Origin of the sequence: Aquirufa echingensis (genome assembly GCF_042714525.1) — a bacterium.
GTDB classification, from domain to species: Bacteria; Bacteroidota; Bacteroidia; order Cytophagales; family Spirosomataceae; genus Aquirufa; species Aquirufa echingensis.
Window position 1 is genome coordinate 489,103 of the sequence record NZ_JBBKYA010000001.1, and the last position, 19,874, is coordinate 508,976.

The following is a 19,874-nucleotide window of genomic DNA, read 5'->3' on the forward strand; positions in this document are numbered from 1 at the left end:
AACCCATCGCATGGCGACTAAGCAATTAACAATTTCGGCGGCTGTCGAGATCACGGATATTTTAATGGCAGAGCTAGGTGAAATTGGTTTTGATATTTTCGAGGATACAGAATCGGGTATTAATGCCTATTGTCCGATGGATTTATATGATGCTGTTGCTGCACATGAAATTATTGAACGTTATCGTTTTTTAGGCTCGATAGATGTCACAGAGGCCGAAATCGAAAAGCAAAATTGGAATGCTGTTTGGGAAACCAATTACGACCCGATGCGCATTTCGGATAAAGTAAACATCCGAGCAAGCTTTCATGAGCCAGATCCGAGCGTTGAGATGGATATTGTTATTAATCCCAAAATGTCTTTTGGGACGGGACATCACGAAACGACGACCTTGATGGTTCAAGCGATGTTTGAGATTTCTTTGGAAGGGAAATCGGTTTTGGATGTTGGAACAGGAACAGGAATCCTTGCTTTTATCGCCTTGAAACTGGGAGCTTCACGTGTACATGGATTTGATATTGACCCTTGGTCCGTAGAAAACTCGATTGAGAATGCCGCGTTGAATAATTGCGAGTCGGCGACATTTCAGGAAGGAACGATACGGGATGAGCCCTTGACGGTTTATGATGTCGTTATTGCGAATATCAATCGAAATATCCTCTTGGATGAGTTGGCAGAATATGCTTTACGTTTAAAATTTGGAGGCGTTTTGTTGTTGAGCGGATTCTATGCTGCTGATATTCCTTTTTTGACAGCGGCGGCATCACCCTTGGGTCTTTCCTTTGAAACTGAAACGCATTTGCGCGATTGGGCTTGCATCCGCTTGATTAAGGCCTAATAGTTTATTTTTCATTTTTTGGTGGTAATTCATGAAAAAACCTTATTTTTGAAGGTTTTACTCATAGAACTCGCGAAATCGAGTTTTTATTAGCTACATGAAGATCTCCCCAAACAAACCTTTTCAGGTTGTTTATTCCTTATTGTCTCACGAATGCCTCGGTTATTTGTTCGAGGTTTTTGTCGTTCAACTGAATGACAAAGGTCAATTAACTTGGGAGTATCAAACATTAACAACACGCAATTTTCATGAGTTTGCCCATGGCTTAGACGAACGAGATGAGTCTGCAGTGAAATTGGTCGAAGGGATGAAACCCGCTGCGATTTTTGAGAAGTTTAATACTTCCAAGCGCAAAACGATGGAGGAGTTTTTCCTGAAAACCTTTGATGCAGAAAAAGGGGAGAAGGAGATTCAGGAAGCCGTTCATGCCGTCGTAGAAAAACGGCGAGGACAAATTTTTGAATTGATCTGCCCAGATAAGACGCTTTTTATCATGGGGAACGACGGAAATCCGATGCGTCAAACAGTAGAGATTCAAGCAGAAGCCGTTGAAGTGCTTTTTCATTTCATGCGAAATGAGGAAAATACCCATTACTTCCCAACCCTAAAATACAAGGGTAATAAGCTCGAATTTCAGTACAAAGATGCGCTAATTCTCTGTGATGAGCCGGCATGGATGTTATTGAATCAGAAGCTTTACCATTTCAAACCGCAATTAGAAGGCAAGAAGTTACGCGCCTTTTTGAATAAAAAATTCGTGGTTATTCCACGAAATATGGAAGAAGATTATTTCCGGAAATTTGTCAAAGCCATGGTTGCGCGATATCCCGTACATGCCAAAGGTTTTGAAATCACGAATACCGAGAAAAATTGCCAGTATTTATTGTCTTACGGCCCGATTACCCCTAAGTTAGATGAGGATGAAAAAGTTTCAGCCAAAAAAGCGTTAGAGGCCGCTGATCGTTGGCAATTTGTCCTTTCCTTTCAATACGGTAATAACCGATTCCCTTGGGATGGGCTTTCGGCGGAGGCTAATGTCCTTTTCGAGAAAAAGGGCGACAGCTATGCTTTCCAAAAAATCATGCGTTCGCTGACCAAGGAAAAGCGTGCTTTTCAAGCGTTGAAGGCTATGGGATTACCCATGGAGGCAGATGGCCGCGCAACAATTTCGCGTTCTGATGCGGTTCAATGGCTAACGGCACATAAGCAAGATTTAGATCAGGGAGCATTCTCTGTACAGTTTAAAGGGGATGGATCAGCGCCAAGGTATTTCTTAGGAAAGCCTGAAATCAAGATTCGTATTGGTGAAAAATTGGATTGGTTTGATGTGCAGGCGGTGATTTCGTTTGGTACCTTCCAAATTCCATTCCTGAAGATTCGCCAATTAATTCTACAGAAAAAGAAAGAGTTCCATCTTCCTGATGGATCGATTGCGATTATACCCGATAATTGGTTCCACGATTATCAAGATTTATTCTATTTCTCTGAGACACGTCCGGGTGAAGATGGCGTTTTCTTACGTCGGCAGCATTTCCAGTTGATTCAGGAATGGGAGAATCAAGAGTTGGTGAAAACGAATTTACGCACTAAAACACTCAATGATCTCAAACTCGAAACAAAAGAGTTTCCTGTTCCGAAGAATTTTAAAGGAACTTTACGTCCATACCAATTAGAAGGATACCGTTGGATGCGTACGCGTCAAGCAGCGGGTTTAGGGGCTTGTTTAGCCGATGACATGGGTCTTGGTAAAACGGTTCAGACACTTTGCTTATTACAGAGTTTAAAAGAGCAAGGGGAGACTTTGCCATCATTGTTGGTGATGCCAACTTCCTTGTTGTATAACTGGGAGATGGAGGCCAAAAAGTTTACGCCTCAATTGCGTGTTTTGGTTTACAGTGGACCTCAAAGGGAGAAATTGCAAGCACAAATCGGTAAAGTGGATTTGATTTTGTGTTCCTTTGGAATGGTTCGTTCCGACATAGATTGGTTCGAGAAACAGGCTTTTAGTTACGTGATTTTGGATGAGTCGCAAGCGATTAAAAATCCATTGGCGAATATCACAAAGGCTGTTCAAAAATTGAATGCGAAGTTCCGTTTAGTGATGACGGGTACGCCGTTGGAAAATTCGACGATGGACTTGTGGTCACAAATGAATTTTGTGAATACGGGTTTGTTGGGAACACAACGCTATTTCAAGGATCACTTCCAAGTTCCAATTGAAAAGAAAGCGGATGGTGACCAGAAAAAGCGTCTATACTTTTTAATTAAGCCTTATTTATTGCGTCGTGAGAAAAGACAAGTGGCAGCGGATTTACCTGAAAAAATGGAGTCCATCACTTATTGCACGATGTCGGAAGAACAGGAGCGATTATACGATAAAACCAAGTCCTTCTACCGTGATGTTTTATTGAAACAGATCAAAGACGAAGGCTTACAGAAATCAAGGTTCTCTGTGTTACAAGGCTTGACGAAATTACGCCAATTGGCCAATCACCCAGCCTTGTGTGAGGATGGATTTGAAGGCGAATCGGGTAAGATGGAAGCCGTTTTAGAGAAGTTAGAGACCGTTCTCGAACAACACCACAAAGTCTTAATATTTAGCCAGTTTGTTCAGCATTTGGGATTGATTCGTAAGGCGTTGGATGAGCGAGGAATTGATTATGCATATTTGGATGGAAGTACATCGGACAGAAAAGGTCAGGTGGAGAGTTTCCAAAAAGATGATGGACAATCGGTCTTCTTGATTTCCTTAAAAGCTGGTGGCGTTGGATTGAACTTGACTGCTGCCGATTATGTCTTTTTATTAGACCCTTGGTGGAATCCTGCAGCGGAGGCGCAAGCTATTGACCGCGCACACCGAATTGGTCAAAAGAAGACTGTATTTACCTATAAATTTATCTCGAAAGAGACAGTTGAGGAGAAAATCTTATCCCTGCAACAGCGCAAATTGGACTTAGCGAATGAGTTGGTTACTTCCGATGAAAGTATCCTACGTAATTTAAGTGAGGACGAAGTCCTGGATTTATTAAGCTAATTTGACCAAGATGTTCTTCGCTACTTCGTGGCTAATGAAGACAGCGGGAGCATTATCTATCGATACCGAAATCGAACGGTCAAACGCATTCACCTCTTGTACATGTAATGCTGCACCTAAACTCAGTTGCATTTTTGTTAATAATTGGAGAAATACGGCGGAATCTTTAGCTACACCCATCAAAACGCAACGCTTATCTGCTTTGATGTCGGAGAGATGTAAATAGCCTAATTCTGGCATTACCCCATTTTTTGTTGGGATCGGATCACCATGCGGATCGGTTTTAGGGAATTCTAGAAATGCATCTAATTTTTCAATCAATGAATCGGATTCGATATGCTCTAATTGTTCTGCAATTTCATGCACTTCATCCCAGTTGAAGCCCATTTTTTCTACAAGGAATACCTCCCAAAGTCGGTGTTTGCGAACAATTCCTAAAGCAATCTTTTCGCCAGCGGGACTTAAACGCACGCCCTGGTATTTTTGATAATGTACCCAGCCTTTTTCAGCGAGTTTACGTAGCATATCGGTTACGGAAGCCGCTTTTGTCTGCGTTAGTTCTGCTACAGCATTGGTTGAAATATCCTCATCGTGACCTTCAGAAAGGCGATAGATAATTTTCAAATAATTCTCTTCTGCAAAGGAGGTGGACATTTAGCGAAATTTAGAGCTCAAAAATAAGCATTTATTTGATTAGTTTATTTTTTAGGCCTAACTAAAAAATATTTTTGAATCATCATAATTCTTGTATATTTGGATGTTAAAATCGAAATATGTCCAACCCTTGGCGCAAATCACATCAAGAAAACTCACTTAGTGAGGTTTTTGCTTCCATACCCATTCCGAAAGGAGGAGGATTCTGGAAAAATTTGCGCGCATTCATTGGGCCTGGTTTTATGGTAGCTGTGGGATATATGGATCCTGGGAATTGGGCAACCGATTTAGCAGGTGGCGCTCAGTTCGGCTACACCCTTTTGTCTGTTATTCTTGTTTCGAGTTTATTTGCCATTCTTTTGCAGCATTTGGCTTTGAAATTAGGTGTAGCAACCGGTCGCGATTTAGCCCAGGCTTGTGGGGATTCATTTTCCAAACCTGTCGTTTATTTCCTTTGGATTGTTTGTGAATTAGCGATTGCAGCCTGCGATTTAGCTGAGGTCATCGGCTCCGCACTGGCCTTACATTTGCTGTTTGGCATACCTATCTTGGCCGGTATTCTCATTACCATTCTCGATGTGTTTTTAATTCTCTATTTCCAGAATCGCGGTTTTCGTGTTTTAGAATCTATCGTCATGGCTTTATTGGCCGTGATTACGCTTTGTTTTGGATACGAAATTTGGGTGGCTCAGCCAGCCGTTTCCCATGTTTTAAGCGGATTAATTCCGCAATCGAGCATCGTCATGGATGAGCATCAATTGTATGTGGCGATTGGTATTTTAGGTGCAACGGTGATGCCGCATAACCTCTATTTGCATTCGAGTATTGTACAGACAAGAGCTTTTGAACAGAATGACGTTGACCGCAAAAAAGCGATTAAATATGCCACGTGGGATTCTACGATTTCGTTAAGCTTTGCCTTTTTCATTAATGCGAGTATTCTGATTTTGGCAGCTGCAGCGTTTCATTGGAATGGCCGACAAGATGTTGCTGATATTCAAGATGCCTTCTTATTATTGGACCCTGTCATGGGTACAAAATGGGCGAGTATCTTATTTGCGGTAGCCTTATTAGCCTCTGGTCAAAATGCGACTGTGACCGGAACTTTAGCTGGTCAAATCGTGATGGAAGGTTTTATCGATTTGAAAATGAAGCCTTGGTTGAGACGGTTAATTACCCGACTCATCGCCATCGTACCCGCTTTTTTTGTCACATGGATTTGGGGTGAATCTCACATCAATGAATTGTTGATTCTTTCGCAGGTCGTCTTATCCATGCAATTAAGCTTTGCCGTAATTCCTTTGGTATGGTTTACGAGTGACGCTAATCGGATGGGGAAATTTGTGAATCCTGTTTGGATGACCTGGTTGGCTTGGGTTGTTTCTGCGATTATTCTCTCGCTGAACTGCTATTTACTAGGCCAAATTTTCTTCGCCTAGTTGAACTTTCCAGTGGTTATCACTCCCTAGTTGATAGGTTCTTGCATCCGTTAATTCGATATTCGGTGCTGAAATGCCGGAGCCTAGAACTTCTGTTGATTCGATTTGAATGATTTCTTGCACATCGATTTCCTGAATAAATGCTTCAATGGTCTTTGTGCCCCCTTCGATTAAAATGGATTGGATTGCCTTCTCCTCGCAATAGCCCATGAATTTTTGCAAGTAATTTTCTGAGCCAAGCGCGATCCAGCGTTTATATCCCTCTGTTTTTTTCACTTCATGCGTGAAAATGTATGTTGGGAATTCATCCTGCAACAAAGTAAGCCTCTCATCCATGCGCGCTTGCGGATCTAATACGAAGCGTATAGGTGAATTACCCGGCCAAACACGTGTAGTAAGACTTGGATTATCTGCATTAGCCGTATTAACTCCTACCAAAATAGCTTGATGTTCTGCGCGTAAACGATGAACGAGCTGTTGGCTGATAGGGTTTGAAAATAGGTGAGCATCCCCATTCGGATGTGCGATAAATTGGTCAGCAGAAGTCGCATACTTGACTGTAATGTAAGGTCTGCGATTTCGATGAAAATAGAAAAACCGACGATTAATCAATTCGCCCTTTTCTGCTAATACGCCTACATGTACTTCGATTCCTGCGGCTTCAAGCTTAGTGACACCTTGTCCACCAACAAGTGGATTGGGGTCTAAATTACAAATGACTACGCGGGATACTTGATGCTTAATTAGTAAGTCGGCACATGGAGGTGTTTTGCCCGTATGGCTACAAGGTTCCAAGCTAACATAAGCAGTTGCACCGCGCGCGTCTTTGATATCCCTGAATGCGTTTACTTCGGCATGCGGACCACCATATTGAGCATGAAACCCTTCTCCTAGTAATACGTTATCGCGCACGACAACACAGCCTACCCAAGGATTAGGAACAACAAACCCTCCACCTAGCTGGGCTAAGTCGAGGGCTCGTTGCATCCAAATTTCATCAGTCAACATGTGTCGTTTTTACATTGCGCGACATATAACTATAAATCGCAGGAATGACATAAAGGGTTAAGGTTGTTGAGAACAACATCCCACCTACTACGGCGATACCCATGGAAACGCGACTCGTTGATCCTGAACCTAATGCCAAGGCAATCGGTAAAATACCTAATATCGTACACAAAGAAGTCATGATAATAGGTCTGAAACGTGCCGTAGCTGCACTTTTTACGGCATCTAATTTAGTTAAACCGGTATCTTTCTTTTGGTTGGCAAATTCCACAATCAGGATACCATTTTTGGTTACCAAACCAATCAATACAATGATTCCAATTTGGGAGAAAATATTCAGCGTTTGACTAAAATCCCATAATGATAACAAGGCTCCCGCTACCGCTAATGGTACCGTAAATAAGATAATAAATGGATCGATGAAGCTTTCGAACTGCGCCGAAAGGATCAAGTAGATCAATAAAATCGCAAGGGCAAACGCAAACAATAAAGAGGAACTTGATTCTTTAAATTGCTTACTTTGTCCGTCATAGGCTGTTGAGAAGGATTCGTCAAATGTCTCTTTGGCCAATTTATCCATTTCATCCAATGCTTCTCCTAACGTTACTCCCTTTGCCATTTGGGCTGTTACAGTCGCTGCAGAATAGCGGTTGAAGCGGAATAATTGCGGCGGCGTACTTTGTTCCGTGATCTTAACCATGTTATCTAACTGAATCAAATCACCGCGGTTATTTTTAACATAAAGCGATTTCAAGTCATTCACATCGTTTCGAAGAGATCGGTTAATTTGTCCAATCACCTGGTATTGTTTTCCATCCATGATGAAATAGCCAAAGCGTCGTCCGGAAAGTCCCAATTGCAACGTTTGAGCCACGTCTTGAATGGATACACCCAAGTTTTGGGCTTTCGCGCGGTCAATTTCTAAACGTAATTCCGGCTTCGTGAATTTTAAGTTAATATCCGAAACTTCGAATTTAGGGGAGTCGCGAACCTTCGCCATGAATTGCGGCATCATTTTCTTCAACTTCTCAAAGTTGGGTCCCTGAACTACGAATGCCACCGGCAAACCTCCACCACCTCTTTGGCCCGTCTGTAAAGTTGGTTCCTGAATCACAATCGACTTCGCACCTGGGAATTTTTTAACCTTCGGTTGTAGTGCATCGACGATGGCTTGTTGGCTTCTGCGCGCATTCGAGTCGCTCAATAACACACGAATCATACCCGAATTCGAACCGGCATTACCAAATCCAGGGGACGTAATGGTATAAATCGCACTGCGTTCTTTTTCCGGAATTTCTTTCATGATGAATTGGGTAATCTCATCCGTGAAGTTCAACATATAATCAAACGTAGCTCCTTCAGGCGCCGTAGCGCTAATACGCATTTGGCCTCTATCTTCTAACGGCGCTAATTCAGATGGAATAGCACCTGTTTTGAACAGGGTATAAATCACACCGATTAATCCGATCATGACAACCCAAGCAACCCAACGAACGCGCAAAAATGCGTTTAACGAGTTTTCGTAGGCTGCGGTCATCCAAACGAAAAAGGGCTCTGTTACATTGTAGAACCATGGTTTGCTATGGCCTCCTTTTAATAATTTGGAGCTGAGCATCGGCGTTAAGGTTAACGAAACGAATGCGGAAATGATCACAGAACCGGCAACCACAATACCAAATTCCCGGAATAATTGTCCTGTGATCCCTTGTAAGAAAATTACCGGTAAGAATACTGCGGCTAACGTAACTGTTGTTGAAATTACAGCAAAATAGATTTCTTTCGAACCTTCTAAGGCAGCTTCCCAAGGCGTTAAGCCCTCCTCAATTTTCGTATAAATGTTTTCTAATACCACAATCGCATCATCAACCACAAGACCGATGGAGAGTACAATTCCGAGCAAGGTTAATACGTTTATCGAGAATCCTGCCAGATACATAAAGAAGAACACACCAATCAAGGAAACCGGAATGGCTGTCAATGGAATGATGGTCGAACGCCAATCGCGTAGGAATAAGAAGATGACAATCGTTACCAGTAAAATCGCTGTTAGAATGGTTTCCTCTACTTCTTCAATAGATTTACGGACATATTTTGTGTTATCAAAACCTTCTTTCAAAATTACGTCGCTCGGAATCGTTGCTTGAATCTGTTTTAGTTTTTCATGAACTTGGTCAACGATTTCGATCTGGTTGGACCCCGGCTGCGGAATGACCGCGATGGAAATCATAGGAACCATGTCGCGTTTAAAGAATGTCTTTTCATTCTCAGGCGCAAGTTCTGCATTCCCTACATCCGAGAATTTAACTGAACGGTCCCCTTCTTCGCGGATAATCAAGTTATTAAAGTCCTCCACCGAAGTCATACGACCTTGCGTCCGAACCGTTAATTCGGTATTGTTCCCTTCGATACTCCCGGATGGTAATTCGATGTTTTGCTTCGTTAACGCACTAACAATATCAGGTGCTGTTAAGCGGAAAGATGCCAAACGCTCAGGGTCTATGTGCAAACGCATTGCGTATTTCTTTTCGCCCCACATTTGTACCGAACTTACGCCTGGAATGGTTTGAAGCTTTTCTTTGACATTACGTGTAGCAATCTCATTTAAGCTCAATAAATCACGTCTACTCGAATAGATATTTAAGTTGTAAATCGGATTCGAATCTGCATCTGCCTTGGAAACTACGGGAGGATCCACATCTTTAGGCAATAAGGCCATGGAACGTGAAACGCGGTCACGTACGTCATTGGCTGCATCTTCAATATTGACAGCTAAGTCAAATTCTACGGTGATGTTTGAGCGACCATCCCGACTCGAGCTCGAAAGCGTTTTAATCCCGGCAATACCGTTGATGGATTCTTCCAAAGGCTCCGTAATTTGGGATTCGATGATGTCTGCGTTCGCACCGGTATAACTCGTTTGAACAGTTACGACAGGTGGGTCAACGGAAGGATATTCGCGGATTCCCAGGTAGGAATAGCCAATTAACCCAAATACGATAATCGTCACGGACATGACGATGGAAAGTACTGGTCGTTTAATGCTGATGTCGGATAAAGATGCCATAGGTTTAATAGGTTTTAGGCCAATTGCGTAGAAGGAATTGGTATTGTTTTAATGAGTTGTTGCCAAACGATATCTAGCGGAATTTCCGCTGATGAACCATTTGGGTAATGATAAATGCTTGCTCGGCCTTGCTCGTATGCTCCCGAATAAGGCATGTGGTTTTTAAAGTTTTTAAATTCGCCAAGCAATATTAAGCCCGGGATTTCAAATGCATTTGCAATATGTGCTGGGCCGGAATCGATGCCGATAAAAAAAAGTGTTGTCGAGATGATGTTCGCCATCTCGACAACACTTGTTTTGCCAACCATCGAAATGAATTTCGGATGATTGAAGGCTAAGCCATCGGATGCCCCCACTTCAATGATTGAAATGTTATAATTTTCAATCGCCTGGGTGATTAAGGCAATCCAATGTTGATCCTGCCACTCGCGGTCGGCACCATTGGATTTCCGATGAATCACCCAATATTTCGCGGGTAAATCCAAAGCTTTTTGTTCTCCTAAATACAGTTTTGGCTGTTTTGATTCAAGGTAGGGGATATCACATAAGTCGAAAATACCCTTCAGTAGATTACCACGTTTGTAATAATTATACTTGTTTAATCCGATTTTTTCTGCCTGATCATTGAAAAGTGAACGCTTGAAATAGGGATCAAAGCGTAATTCATTCATGTGCAAATTGTAAAAATGCGTGAATGGCGAAAGCTTGCTTAGCCAAGTGCTGGCTAACACAGAATTTTCTATGATCACTTGGTCAATGTAAGGATGATTTTCCAAAAGCCCCTTGTACAAATCTTTGACGATCCAAACGATGCGGGCATTCGGATGTTTATTTCGCAAAGCAGCAATAATCGGTTCTGCGGCAACAATATCACCCAAATGCTCAGCCAATAAAATGCCAACGACCGGTTTTGAAATGCTTCCGATACGCATGCTTACATAGAGTTGGATATAGGAGATGCAAGCCGAAAACCAATAGCTTAGTTTTCGGAATTTGTATTCCCATAAAGACCGACTCATGTAGATGGACGCCATTTTCCTTTAGTCTACCACTTCTTTGATTTCAACTTCGCCATCGGGTTTTACTTGAATAACCCCATTGGTAATAAGCGTGTCGCCTATTGAAAGTCCTGAGAGAATTTCGACATTTTTCTCTCCACGATTTCCCAATTTCACTTTCACAGGAACTGATTTACCCTGCTTCACGATGAAAACTTTATTTCCAGATGCCTCAGGAATAATCGCTTCTGTAGGGATAAGAATTGCGCTGCCTTTTGTTTTTAAAATCAAGTTGATTTTAGCAAAAGCACCGGGAACCAGTTGGTTGCCTGGATTTGCAGCTAATGCACGGATTTGAAGGGTTCTTGTTAATGGGTCGATTTTCGGGTCGATCGCATATACTTTCCCAATAAATGTTTTGTCTTCATTTTCCGTTTGGAATTCGACTATGCTTCCTTTGCGGATAGCTGTCGCGTATTTCGCAGGGATTGAGAATTCTATTTTCGCCGGGTTTGTATTGGTTAAGGTCGCGATTTTTGTCGTAGGGGAGATGTAACTTCCTAAACTGACATAGCGGAAACCAACTGTTCCCGAAAATGGTGCTTTTACCGTTGTCTTGATGATTTGGGCTTTCAAATCTTCGATATCTGCTTCAATTGTATTGACTGTATTAACTGCAATGTCGTATTCCCTTTGGGAGATTGCCTCTCTTTGCAATAAGATTTTTTGACGCGCTTCATTGTCCTCTGCAAGTTTCTTATTGAAGCCTAATTTGCGTAAGCGAGCTTGCAAATCATCATCATTGATGCGGAAAAGCACAGTACCTTTTTGAACAACATCCCCTTCTTTAATATTCAATAAAATGATGCGGCCGGCAATTTCAGAGCGAATTTCTACTTCCTCATTTGCCAAAATACTCCCGGTCGAATTCACCATGTCGTCTAATCGAGTCGATTTCACCACAGATACAACCACAGCGGTTTTTCCGCCACCTTTTCCGCCCGGGCCGCCTTTTTCTTTTTTGGCATCCTCTTCAGGATTCTGTTTGAGTTTCGGGTAAAATGCGAGTCCAAGGATCAAAGCAATGGATGCAAGCGAGACGATTGTTTTGGTAACTTTATTCATGGGTTTTAAATTCGGTTTAGAAGGAGTTCAAATTACATATTTTTCACAATTTAGCTGTCCTAAATTGTAGGTTTATTGGGCTGTTTTATTGGTTAACCAAGGTAAAATTTGTTCGTTCTGGATTTGATTCATCACAAAGTGACTTTGCGCATTTCCAATGTTTTTAATGCTGGCTAATTTATGGAGGATAAAATTTCGATATTCATCCATATCGGAAACAACGATTTTTAAGAGAAAATCACTGTGTCCGGAAACGCAATAACATTCTTGAACTTCCACAAGTGACATGACATCCGTTTCAAATTGATTCAAATATTCCGCTGCATGTTCCTTCAGCGATATGTCACAAAATACAGTAAGGGATTTGCCTAATTTATTCGGATTGATGGTTGCTTTATAGCCTGTGATTACGCCCTCTTTCTCCATGCGCTTGATTCGCTCATGTACCGGCGTTGCACTCATGCCCAATCGGGAAGCCATTTCTTTATTCGACATGAAGGCATCCTCATGTAAAAAAGCTAAAATTTGCTTATCAATATCATCAATTTTGGCCATCGCTTGTTGGGGTTTCAATGATGGATGCACCTGCGGAAATAATGCCTTTAAGTGTATCAGTTCGCATGTATTGCTCTAAGCTTACTGCGTATTTTCCGGGCCGTGTGAATTTCAATCCTTTGAATAAGGTGTATTGATGACTGTACATATCACCCAAACCACTGCCTTTCGGTTTTCCTGTCTTTGCATCGTAGAAAAATGCTTCGGCAAAGGCGCGCTTGATAACAAAACCATCTGCATTGATGATTTTGGGAACAAAATAGAGGTTATAGTAAGGGTATTCGTTTGATTGGCGTAATGCTACGCGTACATCATAGGATTTGCTTGTGTCAGTCACCTGAAAATCAATCAAGATCTTGTTTTTTTGCAACCAACCTTGTTCCGATAAGGAAACGGTTTGATCGACCAAAGTGTCGTTTTGGCAAGCAAACGCGAACAAAGCCATCATGAAAAGAATAATGCGCTTGTAATACATGGCTTATTGTGCTGCTGGTCCCTCAGAAGAGCCTCCTTCACGCGGTGGGCGTGGTTTGAATTTCTTCTTAAACTTCTTCTTAAATGGCTTCGGTGTAACGTTTTCGCCGTCAGCTACGGGTGCTGTACTTTCCGACTTCGGCCCTTGTTCAGGTCTAGGTTTACGCTCTTGTTGTGGTCTTGGGCCACGATTCGTTTCGCCTTCTTTTCCTTGGCTAGCCGGTCTAGGTCCGCGGTTTGCCTCGCCCTCTTTACTTTGGCCCGCTGGTTTCGGTCCGCGATTATCTGGACGTGGTCCGCGTGGATTATCACGTCCTTCAGGTCTTGGTCCACGGTTTTCACGCGGTCCTCTGTTTTCAAAACGGTCACGGCCACCTCGGTTATTTCCTGCTTTGTTTGCAGGTTTCTTTCCGCCGTATTTCTTATCCATGCGCTCCAAATCAGAATTCAATTCTGAAAGCGATGGTTTTTCTGCTATTGGAGCATCTGGATTTAAATCTGAGAAGGATTCAGGAATAATTCCCTGCTTATTCAATTCAATGATTTCTGCGACACGGTCGCAACTCACCGGAATCCAAATCGCTTCTTCTCCTACAATGCCAAACCACATCATGCGCTTGAAAATGTCGGTCTTTTGAAGAATAGCATCGCCTTTCTTCGTTTTTAAGCGACCTTCAATCGTAGGAATGCCTTTTAATGCATCCATGTAGGTCTCTAATTCATAGTTCAAGCAGCACTTTAAACGACCACATTGGCCACTTAATTTGACAGGATTCAACGATAAATTTTGGTAGCGAGCTGCTGATGTCGTGACGTTTTTGAAGTCGGTTAACCAGGTAGAACAACATAATTCGCGTCCACATACCCCAATACCCCCTAATCTTCCGGCCTCTTGACGCAAGGAAATTTGTTTCATTTCCACACGTACCTTGAACTCCGTTGCCAAGAGTTTGATCAATTCACGGAAATCGACACGATCGTCTGAGGAATAATAAAATACGGCTTTTGTACCATCCGACTGAAATTCCACGTCAGACAATTTCATGTTCAATTTTAAATCCCCGATGATTTGTCGGCCGCGATACATCGTAGGCATATCGCGCGCAATCATTTGTTCGTGTTTCTCGAGATCCTTATCCGTGGCAATTCGAACGATAGATTTTAAATTATCATCGTCCTTAATGCTCTTTTTCAATAATTGTAAGCGTACTAATTCGCCCTGAAGGGAAACGACTCCTAGATGAATGCCGGTGCTAGATTCAATCATCACAGCATCACCAGTATGTAGTTCAAGTTTGTTTGCATTGCGGAAATATTCCTTGCGCCCCCCTTTGAACTTAACCTCTACGACATGGAAACGTTGAAACTGAGGCACGTCTAAGTCGGAAAGCCAATCAAAGACATTCATTTTATTGCAGCCACCTGAGCCACAACCTCCGTTGCTTTGGCAGCCTGCGACTTCGCCCGATACGCCTTTGGATCCACAAGAACCCGTTGAACACGATTTACATGCCATAATATATGCTTGATTAGCTAACTATCCTTTATACCGGAGGACGTCTAAGCCAATATCTCTTCTAAAATTTTTACCTTCGAACTGGATAGCAAGCGCAGCCTTTTGGGACTTTTGAATTGCTTTTTCCAGGGTATTCGAAGTTCCTGTTAGGGCGATCACCCGACCGCCACTTGTAAGGAGTTGACCTTCTTCTTCACGCGTTCCTGCTTGGAATATGTGTGCGTCAGTTACTTGGTCTAATCCCGTGATGATATCCCCCTTTCGGTAATCTTCCGGGTATCCTCCTGCGACAACCATGGTTGTAACAGCATATTGCTCAGAGATTTCAATTTTTTCTTTGTCCAATGTGCCTTTAGCAGCCGCAAGAAGCAAAGATAAGAAATCTGATTCGATTCTAGGTAAAACTACTTCCGTTTCTGGATCTCCCATCCGGGCATTGTATTCAATCACATAAGGTTCTCCTTCGTGATTCATCAAACCAATGAAGATAAAGCCTTGATACTTGATTCCATCCGCTTTCAAACCAGCTAATGTTGGTTTAATCACACGGTTATCCACATACTCCATGAATGACGCTGTGGCAAATGGTACCGGAGAAACGGCTCCCATTCCACCCGTATTTAATCCTTCGTCATTATCGCCAATACGCTTATAGTCTTTAGCTTCGGGCAATACAACATAGTTTTCTCCATCCGTTAATACAAATACAGATAATTCAATTCCACGTAAAAATTGCTCAATGACTACTTTGTCCGACGCCGCTCCAAATTTGGAATCCAACAACATTTCACGCAAAGCTGTTTTAGCTTCCTCGAGTGTTAATGCGATAATCACGCCTTTACCTGCTGCCAAACCATCTGCCTTCAAGACAATCGGTAAGGATTGGGTATCTAAATAGGCCAAACCCGCGTCAATACTTTCTTTTGTGAAAGTCTGCGAAGCGGCCGTTGGCACACCATGACGGTGCATGAAATTTTTTGAAAAGTCTTTGCTTCCTTCTAATTGTGCTCCTTCAGCTCCCGGGCCTACAATGCCCACGTGCTTCAAATCCTCTTGCGACTCGATGTAATCCCGGACGCCTTTTACCAAAGGTTCTTCTGGCCCAACAATAACTAATTCGATTTGATGTTCCCGAATTGCTTGCGCAATGCCGGCTAAATCCGCTACTCCGATGGCTAAATTGGTACCTAAACGCGCTGTTCCAGGATTGCCTGGCGCAATAAATAAACTACTTAGTAATGGGCTTTGAGATATCTTCCATGCAAAAGCATGTTCACGACCCCCAGACCCGATAATTAATACATTCATCTGTTTTATTAATTGGCTAATTCACTCAAAAACTTAATACGCATTAAACGCAATTCCTCTTCACTCACATCCTCAATGTTACACTCGTCTAACGCTTGTGTAATGTTGTCGGTATCCGCCGACATAAAATAATCGTAGATTTCCTCTTGCTTATCTGGTTCGATTACTTGGTTGATGAAGTAATCTAAATTCAATTTCGTTCCCGAATAACAGATGGTTTCAATCTCCTCGATTAACTCGGCCATTGATAATTCTTTCTGTTCCGCTATTAAATCCAAATCAATTTTACGATCCACTTGCTGGATGATGTAAATCTTGATTTTAGATTTGTTGACCGTTGATTTAACAACCACTTCTTTAGCAGTCTCGATCTCATTCTCCTCTACATAACGAATGATTGTATCCAAGAATTGCTTCCCGAATTTGACTACTTTACCCATCCCGACGCCATTGATCTGCGCCATTTCTTCTTGCGTAGTGGGGTAGGTTGTTGCCATTTCTTCCAACGATGGATCTTGGAAAATCACATAAGGCGGTAAGTTTTTCTCTTTGGCTACCTTTTTGCGTAGATTTTTTAAGATTTCAAATAGGGCATCGTCGTAGGCTTTCGCTCCGATCGCTGCGTTTTCTTCATCGTTTTCTGCCGTGATAGCCTCTTGTTCGTAATCATGATCACGCGAGAAAGTCAACGGATGTGAATCTATTAAATACGCTTCCCCTTTTTCCGTTAAATGCAAAACACCGTAGTTTTCGATGTCTTTGGTCAATAAATCGTAAATGAGGACCTGCTTGATGAACGAAATCCATGGGGACTTTTCGTCTTCCGGGTTGACTTCTTTTTTCTTTTTACGAAGCTTCTGCTTTCTCGGTGCTTGCTCTTCTCCGTCTACATCCTCATCATCTTCGTCTTCATCTTCATCTTCGTCGGGAATCGCCCATGAAACTGTTTTTCCCACGCCAAAAATCGGCAAATTTTCATGCTCATAACTTTGGGTATATTGGTTGGTTTTCCCTTCTAATACATCCGCAATGTGTTCTGCATCGAATTTTTCTCCTGTTTGCTTGACCGCTTCTAGCACCCAAGAAACTTCTTGTTCGGCCTTGTAGGTAGGTGTAGGATGCATGCAGTTATCGCAGAAACCACAATTTTCAGCCATGTGTTCTCCGAAATAACTCAAGAGTTGTTTTCTCCGGCAAACGCCCAAATTGGCATAATACACCATTTCGCTCAATAGAATTTTGGCATTTTCTTTCTCAGAAACAGCTTTGTCCTTATTGAACTTATCTAATTTTAAAATGTCATCGTAGGTATAAAACAAAATGCAAGTTCCGTCCAAACCATCCCGGCCGGCACGACCCGTTTCTTGGTAATAACCTTCCAAGGATTTGGGAGCATCGTAGTGAATAACAAAACGAACATCAGGTTTATCGATACCCATTCCAAAAGCAATCGTCGCAACCATCACCTCAACCTCCTCATTCAAAAAGGCTTCTTGGTTCGACATACGAACTTGTGGATCTAGTCCTGCGTGGTAAGGAAGCGCTTTAATTCCGTTGACTCCGAGTAATTCCGAAACCTCTTCCACGCGTTTTCTGCTCAAGCAATAGATGATGCCCGCTTTGCCTGTATGGCTTTTGATATAGCGGATTAATTGCTTGTCAATATCTTTTTTCGAACGTATCTCATAATACAAGTTCTTCCGATTAAAGGAAGATTTGAACACGGTCGCGTCCTCAAGGTTTAATGTCTTTTGAATATCCTGCTGCACTTTTGGTGTAGCTGTGGCCGTTAACGCAATGATGGGCAATTTCGCGTCGATCGATTCGATGATGTTACGAATCTTCCGGTATTCTGGTCGGAAATCATGTCCCCATTCCGAGATACAATGCGCTTCATCGATGGCCACGAACGATATATTTGCTTGCTGCAAGAAATTGAGATTTTCTTGTTTATTCAGCGATTCGGGTGCTATGTAAAGTAATTTAACACTGCCGCTAATGACCTCGGCTTTTACACGATTAATTTCCGCCCGACTTAATGATGAATTCAAAAACTGCGCATTGATACCAAAAGCAAGCATTTGGTCAACTTGATTCTTCATTAACGCAATTAACGGGGAAATAACAATGGCCGTACCAGGCATCACAATCGCAGGTAATTGATAACAAAGCGATTTGCCGGCCCCAGTAGGCATTAAAACGAAACTATTATGCCCATCAATCGTATTTCGAATGATTGCTTCTTGCTCACCTCTGAACTGGCTAAAGCCAAAGGTCTTTTTGAGCTGTTCCTTCAATACATCACTAGAAATGGAAGTCGGCATAATTTTTATCGTGGCGTAAGTGTTTCAGTATTTACTTAAGATTTGGTTATCTTTGGTCTCCCAAAATCTTAGTAACATTGAAATTAAGCAAAAATATCCAAAGCACAGCAAAAAAAGTTTTAAGCCAAGAAGCTGAGGCAATTCTTCGTGTAAGCGATGCAATCGATTCCGAATTCGAAGCCTGTGTTGAACATTTGCTAGCTAGCAAAGGTCGCATCGTTTTTACGGGAATCGGGAAGTCAGCGATTATCGCGCAAAAGATTGTGGCGACCATGAATTCGACGGGAACCCCTGCCTTGTTTATGCACGCTGCGGATGCAATTCATGGAGATTTGGGTATGATTCAAGATGGGGATTCGGTGATCTGTATTTCCAAATCTGGTGATACGCCTGAGATTAAGGTTTTAGTTCCGCTGATTAAGCGTACGGGCGTTTCTTTGATTGCGATGGTATCGAATAAACAGTCTTATTTAGGCCAACAAGCGGATTTTATCTTGCATGCATTGGCGGAGCAAGAGGCTGATTTAATGAATCTAGCTCCTACAACTTCCACGACGGTCGCACTTGCTTTAGGAGATGCCCTAGCCGTTTGCTTGCTTGAGTGTAAAGGGTTTACGGCGCAAGATTTTGCTAAATACCATCCGGGTGGCGCTTTAGGAAAACGGATGTATTTGAAGGTTAGTGATATTTACCCTCAGCACGAATTTCCTGTCATTACGCCAAATTCGAGTATTCAAGAGGCAATCCACGAAATTAGCTCGAAGCGTTTAGGCGCGACAGCCATTGTAGGAGAAAATAATCAACTTGTTGGTATAATTACCGATGGCGACGTTCGCCGGATGTTGGAAAAACAATCGAATTGGTCTGAAATCCAATTGGCCGATATGATGAATCGTACGCCCAAAACCATTGAAGCGGATGCGTTTGCTACCGAGGCGTTGGCCATTATGCAATCGATGAATATTACCCAATTGGTCGTAACGGAAAATAAAAAGGCCGTGGGATTTGTTCATCTCCACGACCTGTTAAAAGAGGGTATCGTCTAAATTTTAGCGCATGCGGTTCGAGGACTGCACGAGCATTTCATCTTTACGAATCAATCGATTTGCGATCATGTTGGCCAATAACGCCACCACCATTGCATAGAATCCATAGCCATATTTTCCTTGTGCTTCCGGTTCAAAGCTCGGCATCGCCTCTTTGAAAATCACCCAAAACGAATAGCCCATCGCGCCAGCCAATAAAAGCGAATTGATCAGCCCCAATAACATTTGGCGGATGCGATTCTTGAATGAGAAGATGGTAATTAAAGTGATGATGGTCGATAAAGTCAATAAAAGTACAATGGCCATTGCGCTTGTTGATGTCGTTTTCCCGGCATCCGTCAGCGTCCATTCATTGAAAAATAATTCGGCTCTTTGGCCGGCTTGCCCTACTTTCGCCCAAATGCTCCAACCTAGTGAGACAAGGCAATTGGCAACTAAAACGAGGCTTAAGAAGATTGTTTGTGGTCTTTGAATCATGATTATTAAATTTT

At 42.4% G+C, this 19,874-nt stretch carries 15 protein-coding genes; 4 read left to right on the forward strand and 11 right to left on the reverse strand.

The window, feature by feature from the left end; all coding sequences use genetic code 11:
- Positions 1-10 precede the first annotated feature (10 nt).
- A complete protein-coding gene (gene prmA / locus SKC38_RS02180) occupies positions 11-838 on the forward strand; it encodes a 50S ribosomal protein L11 methyltransferase (RefSeq protein ID WP_377974688.1) in 828 nt (275 codons plus the stop codon).
- 97 nt (positions 839-935) lie between these two features.
- The gene (locus tag SKC38_RS02185; RefSeq protein ID WP_377974689.1) at positions 936-3,872 is read left to right on the forward strand and encodes a DEAD/DEAH box helicase; all 2,937 of its coding nucleotides are present in this window, start codon (positions 936-938) and stop codon (positions 3,870-3,872) included.
- On the opposite strand, the gene SKC38_RS02190 is transcribed toward SKC38_RS02185, so the two are convergent.
- Complete coding sequence (locus tag SKC38_RS02190) at positions 3,864-4,526, reverse strand: metal-dependent transcriptional regulator (protein ID WP_377974691.1); 663 nt, start codon at positions 4,524-4,526, stop codon at positions 3,864-3,866. The genes SKC38_RS02185 and SKC38_RS02190 overlap by 9 nt on opposite strands.
- A 119-nt stretch (positions 4,527-4,645) precedes the next feature.
- On the opposite strand from SKC38_RS02190, the gene SKC38_RS02195 reads away from it, so the two are divergent.
- Positions 4,646-5,965: an Nramp family divalent metal transporter gene (locus tag SKC38_RS02195; RefSeq protein WP_377974693.1), complete on the forward strand. Its 1,320-nt coding sequence runs from the start codon at positions 4,646-4,648 to the stop codon at positions 5,963-5,965.
- On the opposite strand, the gene ribD is transcribed toward SKC38_RS02195, so the two are convergent.
- The 9 genes from ribD to SKC38_RS02240 form a co-directional block, all read right to left on the reverse strand.
- A complete protein-coding gene (gene ribD, locus SKC38_RS02200; RefSeq protein WP_377974695.1) occupies positions 5,942-6,973 on the reverse strand; it encodes a bifunctional diaminohydroxyphosphoribosylaminopyrimidine deaminase/5-amino-6-(5-phosphoribosylamino)uracil reductase RibD in 1,032 nt (343 codons plus the stop codon). The genes SKC38_RS02195 and ribD overlap by 24 nt on opposite strands.
- Positions 6,963-10,037 (reverse strand): efflux RND transporter permease subunit, encoded by a 3,075-nt coding sequence (locus SKC38_RS02205; protein ID WP_377974696.1) that lies wholly within the window; start codon positions 10,035-10,037, stop codon positions 6,963-6,965. Before SKC38_RS02205 ends, ribD begins: the two co-directional genes overlap by 11 nt.
- Before the next feature lie 14 nt (positions 10,038-10,051).
- Positions 10,052-11,071 (reverse strand): glycosyltransferase family 9 protein, encoded by a 1,020-nt coding sequence (locus SKC38_RS02210; protein ID WP_377974698.1) that lies wholly within the window; start codon positions 11,069-11,071, stop codon positions 10,052-10,054.
- Positions 11,072-11,077: 6 nt separating this feature from the next.
- Positions 11,078-12,160: an efflux RND transporter periplasmic adaptor subunit gene (locus SKC38_RS02215; RefSeq protein WP_377974699.1), complete on the reverse strand. Its 1,083-nt coding sequence runs from the start codon at positions 12,158-12,160 to the stop codon at positions 11,078-11,080.
- Positions 12,161-12,232: 72 nt separating this feature from the next.
- Complete coding sequence (locus SKC38_RS02220; RefSeq protein ID WP_377974701.1) at positions 12,233-12,745, reverse strand: Lrp/AsnC family transcriptional regulator; 513 nt, start codon at positions 12,743-12,745, stop codon at positions 12,233-12,235.
- The gene (gene gldH, locus SKC38_RS02225) at positions 12,702-13,190 is read right to left on the reverse strand and encodes a gliding motility lipoprotein GldH (protein WP_377974702.1); all 489 of its coding nucleotides are present in this window, start codon (positions 13,188-13,190) and stop codon (positions 12,702-12,704) included. The genes SKC38_RS02220 and gldH overlap by 44 nt, the downstream gene beginning before the upstream one ends.
- A 3-nt stretch (positions 13,191-13,193) precedes the next feature.
- Complete coding sequence (locus SKC38_RS02230; protein ID WP_377974704.1) at positions 13,194-14,705, reverse strand: PSP1 domain-containing protein; 1,512 nt, start codon at positions 14,703-14,705, stop codon at positions 13,194-13,196.
- 21 nt (positions 14,706-14,726) lie between these two features.
- The gene (gene purD, locus SKC38_RS02235; RefSeq protein ID WP_377974706.1) at positions 14,727-16,013 is read right to left on the reverse strand and encodes a phosphoribosylamine--glycine ligase; all 1,287 of its coding nucleotides are present in this window, start codon (positions 16,011-16,013) and stop codon (positions 14,727-14,729) included.
- 8 nt (positions 16,014-16,021) lie between these two features.
- Positions 16,022-18,337, reverse strand: a complete 2,316-nt coding sequence (locus SKC38_RS02240; protein ID WP_377974708.1) for a RecQ family ATP-dependent DNA helicase — start codon at positions 18,335-18,337, stop codon at positions 16,022-16,024.
- A gap of 77 nt (positions 18,338-18,414) precedes the next feature.
- On the opposite strand from SKC38_RS02240, the gene SKC38_RS02245 reads away from it, so the two are divergent.
- Positions 18,415-19,383, forward strand: coding sequence for a KpsF/GutQ family sugar-phosphate isomerase (locus SKC38_RS02245; RefSeq protein WP_377974709.1), 969 nt, complete (start codon positions 18,415-18,417; stop codon positions 19,381-19,383).
- A gap of 3 nt (positions 19,384-19,386) precedes the next feature.
- On the opposite strand, the gene SKC38_RS02250 is transcribed toward SKC38_RS02245, so the two are convergent.
- The gene (locus SKC38_RS02250) at positions 19,387-19,860 is read right to left on the reverse strand and encodes a DUF4293 domain-containing protein (protein WP_377974711.1); all 474 of its coding nucleotides are present in this window, start codon (positions 19,858-19,860) and stop codon (positions 19,387-19,389) included.
- Between the last annotated feature and the right edge of the window lie 14 nt (positions 19,861-19,874).

Bases quoted from the DNA above. Each gene is read 5' to 3' on its own strand.
- prmA (WP_377974688.1), top strand. From the start codon at position 11: ATGGCGACTAAGCAATTAACAATTTCGGCGGCTGTCGAGATCACGGAT.
- SKC38_RS02185 (WP_377974689.1), top strand. From the start codon at position 936: ATGAAGATCTCCCCAAACAAACCTTTTCAGGTTGTTTATTCCTTATTG.
- SKC38_RS02190 (WP_377974691.1), bottom strand. From the start codon at position 4,526: ATGTCCACCTCCTTTGCAGAAGAGAATTATTTGAAAATTATCTATCGC.
- SKC38_RS02195 (WP_377974693.1), top strand. From the start codon at position 4,646: ATGTCCAACCCTTGGCGCAAATCACATCAAGAAAACTCACTTAGTGAG.
- ribD (WP_377974695.1), bottom strand. From the start codon at position 6,973: ATGTTGACTGATGAAATTTGGATGCAACGAGCCCTCGACTTAGCCCAG.
- SKC38_RS02205 (WP_377974696.1), bottom strand. From the start codon at position 10,037: ATGGCATCTTTATCCGACATCAGCATTAAACGACCAGTACTTTCCATC.
- SKC38_RS02210 (WP_377974698.1), bottom strand. From the start codon at position 11,071: ATGGCGTCCATCTACATGAGTCGGTCTTTATGGGAATACAAATTCCGA.
- SKC38_RS02215 (WP_377974699.1), bottom strand. From the start codon at position 12,160: ATGAATAAAGTTACCAAAACAATCGTCTCGCTTGCATCCATTGCTTTG.
- gldH (WP_377974702.1), bottom strand. From the start codon at position 13,190: ATGTATTACAAGCGCATTATTCTTTTCATGATGGCTTTGTTCGCGTTT.
- SKC38_RS02230 (WP_377974704.1), bottom strand. From the start codon at position 14,705: ATGGCATGTAAATCGTGTTCAACGGGTTCTTGTGGATCCAAAGGCGTA.
- purD (WP_377974706.1), bottom strand. From the start codon at position 16,013: ATGAATGTATTAATTATCGGGTCTGGGGGTCGTGAACATGCTTTTGCA.
- SKC38_RS02240 (WP_377974708.1), bottom strand. From the start codon at position 18,337: ATGCCGACTTCCATTTCTAGTGATGTATTGAAGGAACAGCTCAAAAAG.
- SKC38_RS02250 (WP_377974711.1), bottom strand. From the start codon at position 19,860: ATGATTCAAAGACCACAAACAATCTTCTTAAGCCTCGTTTTAGTTGCC.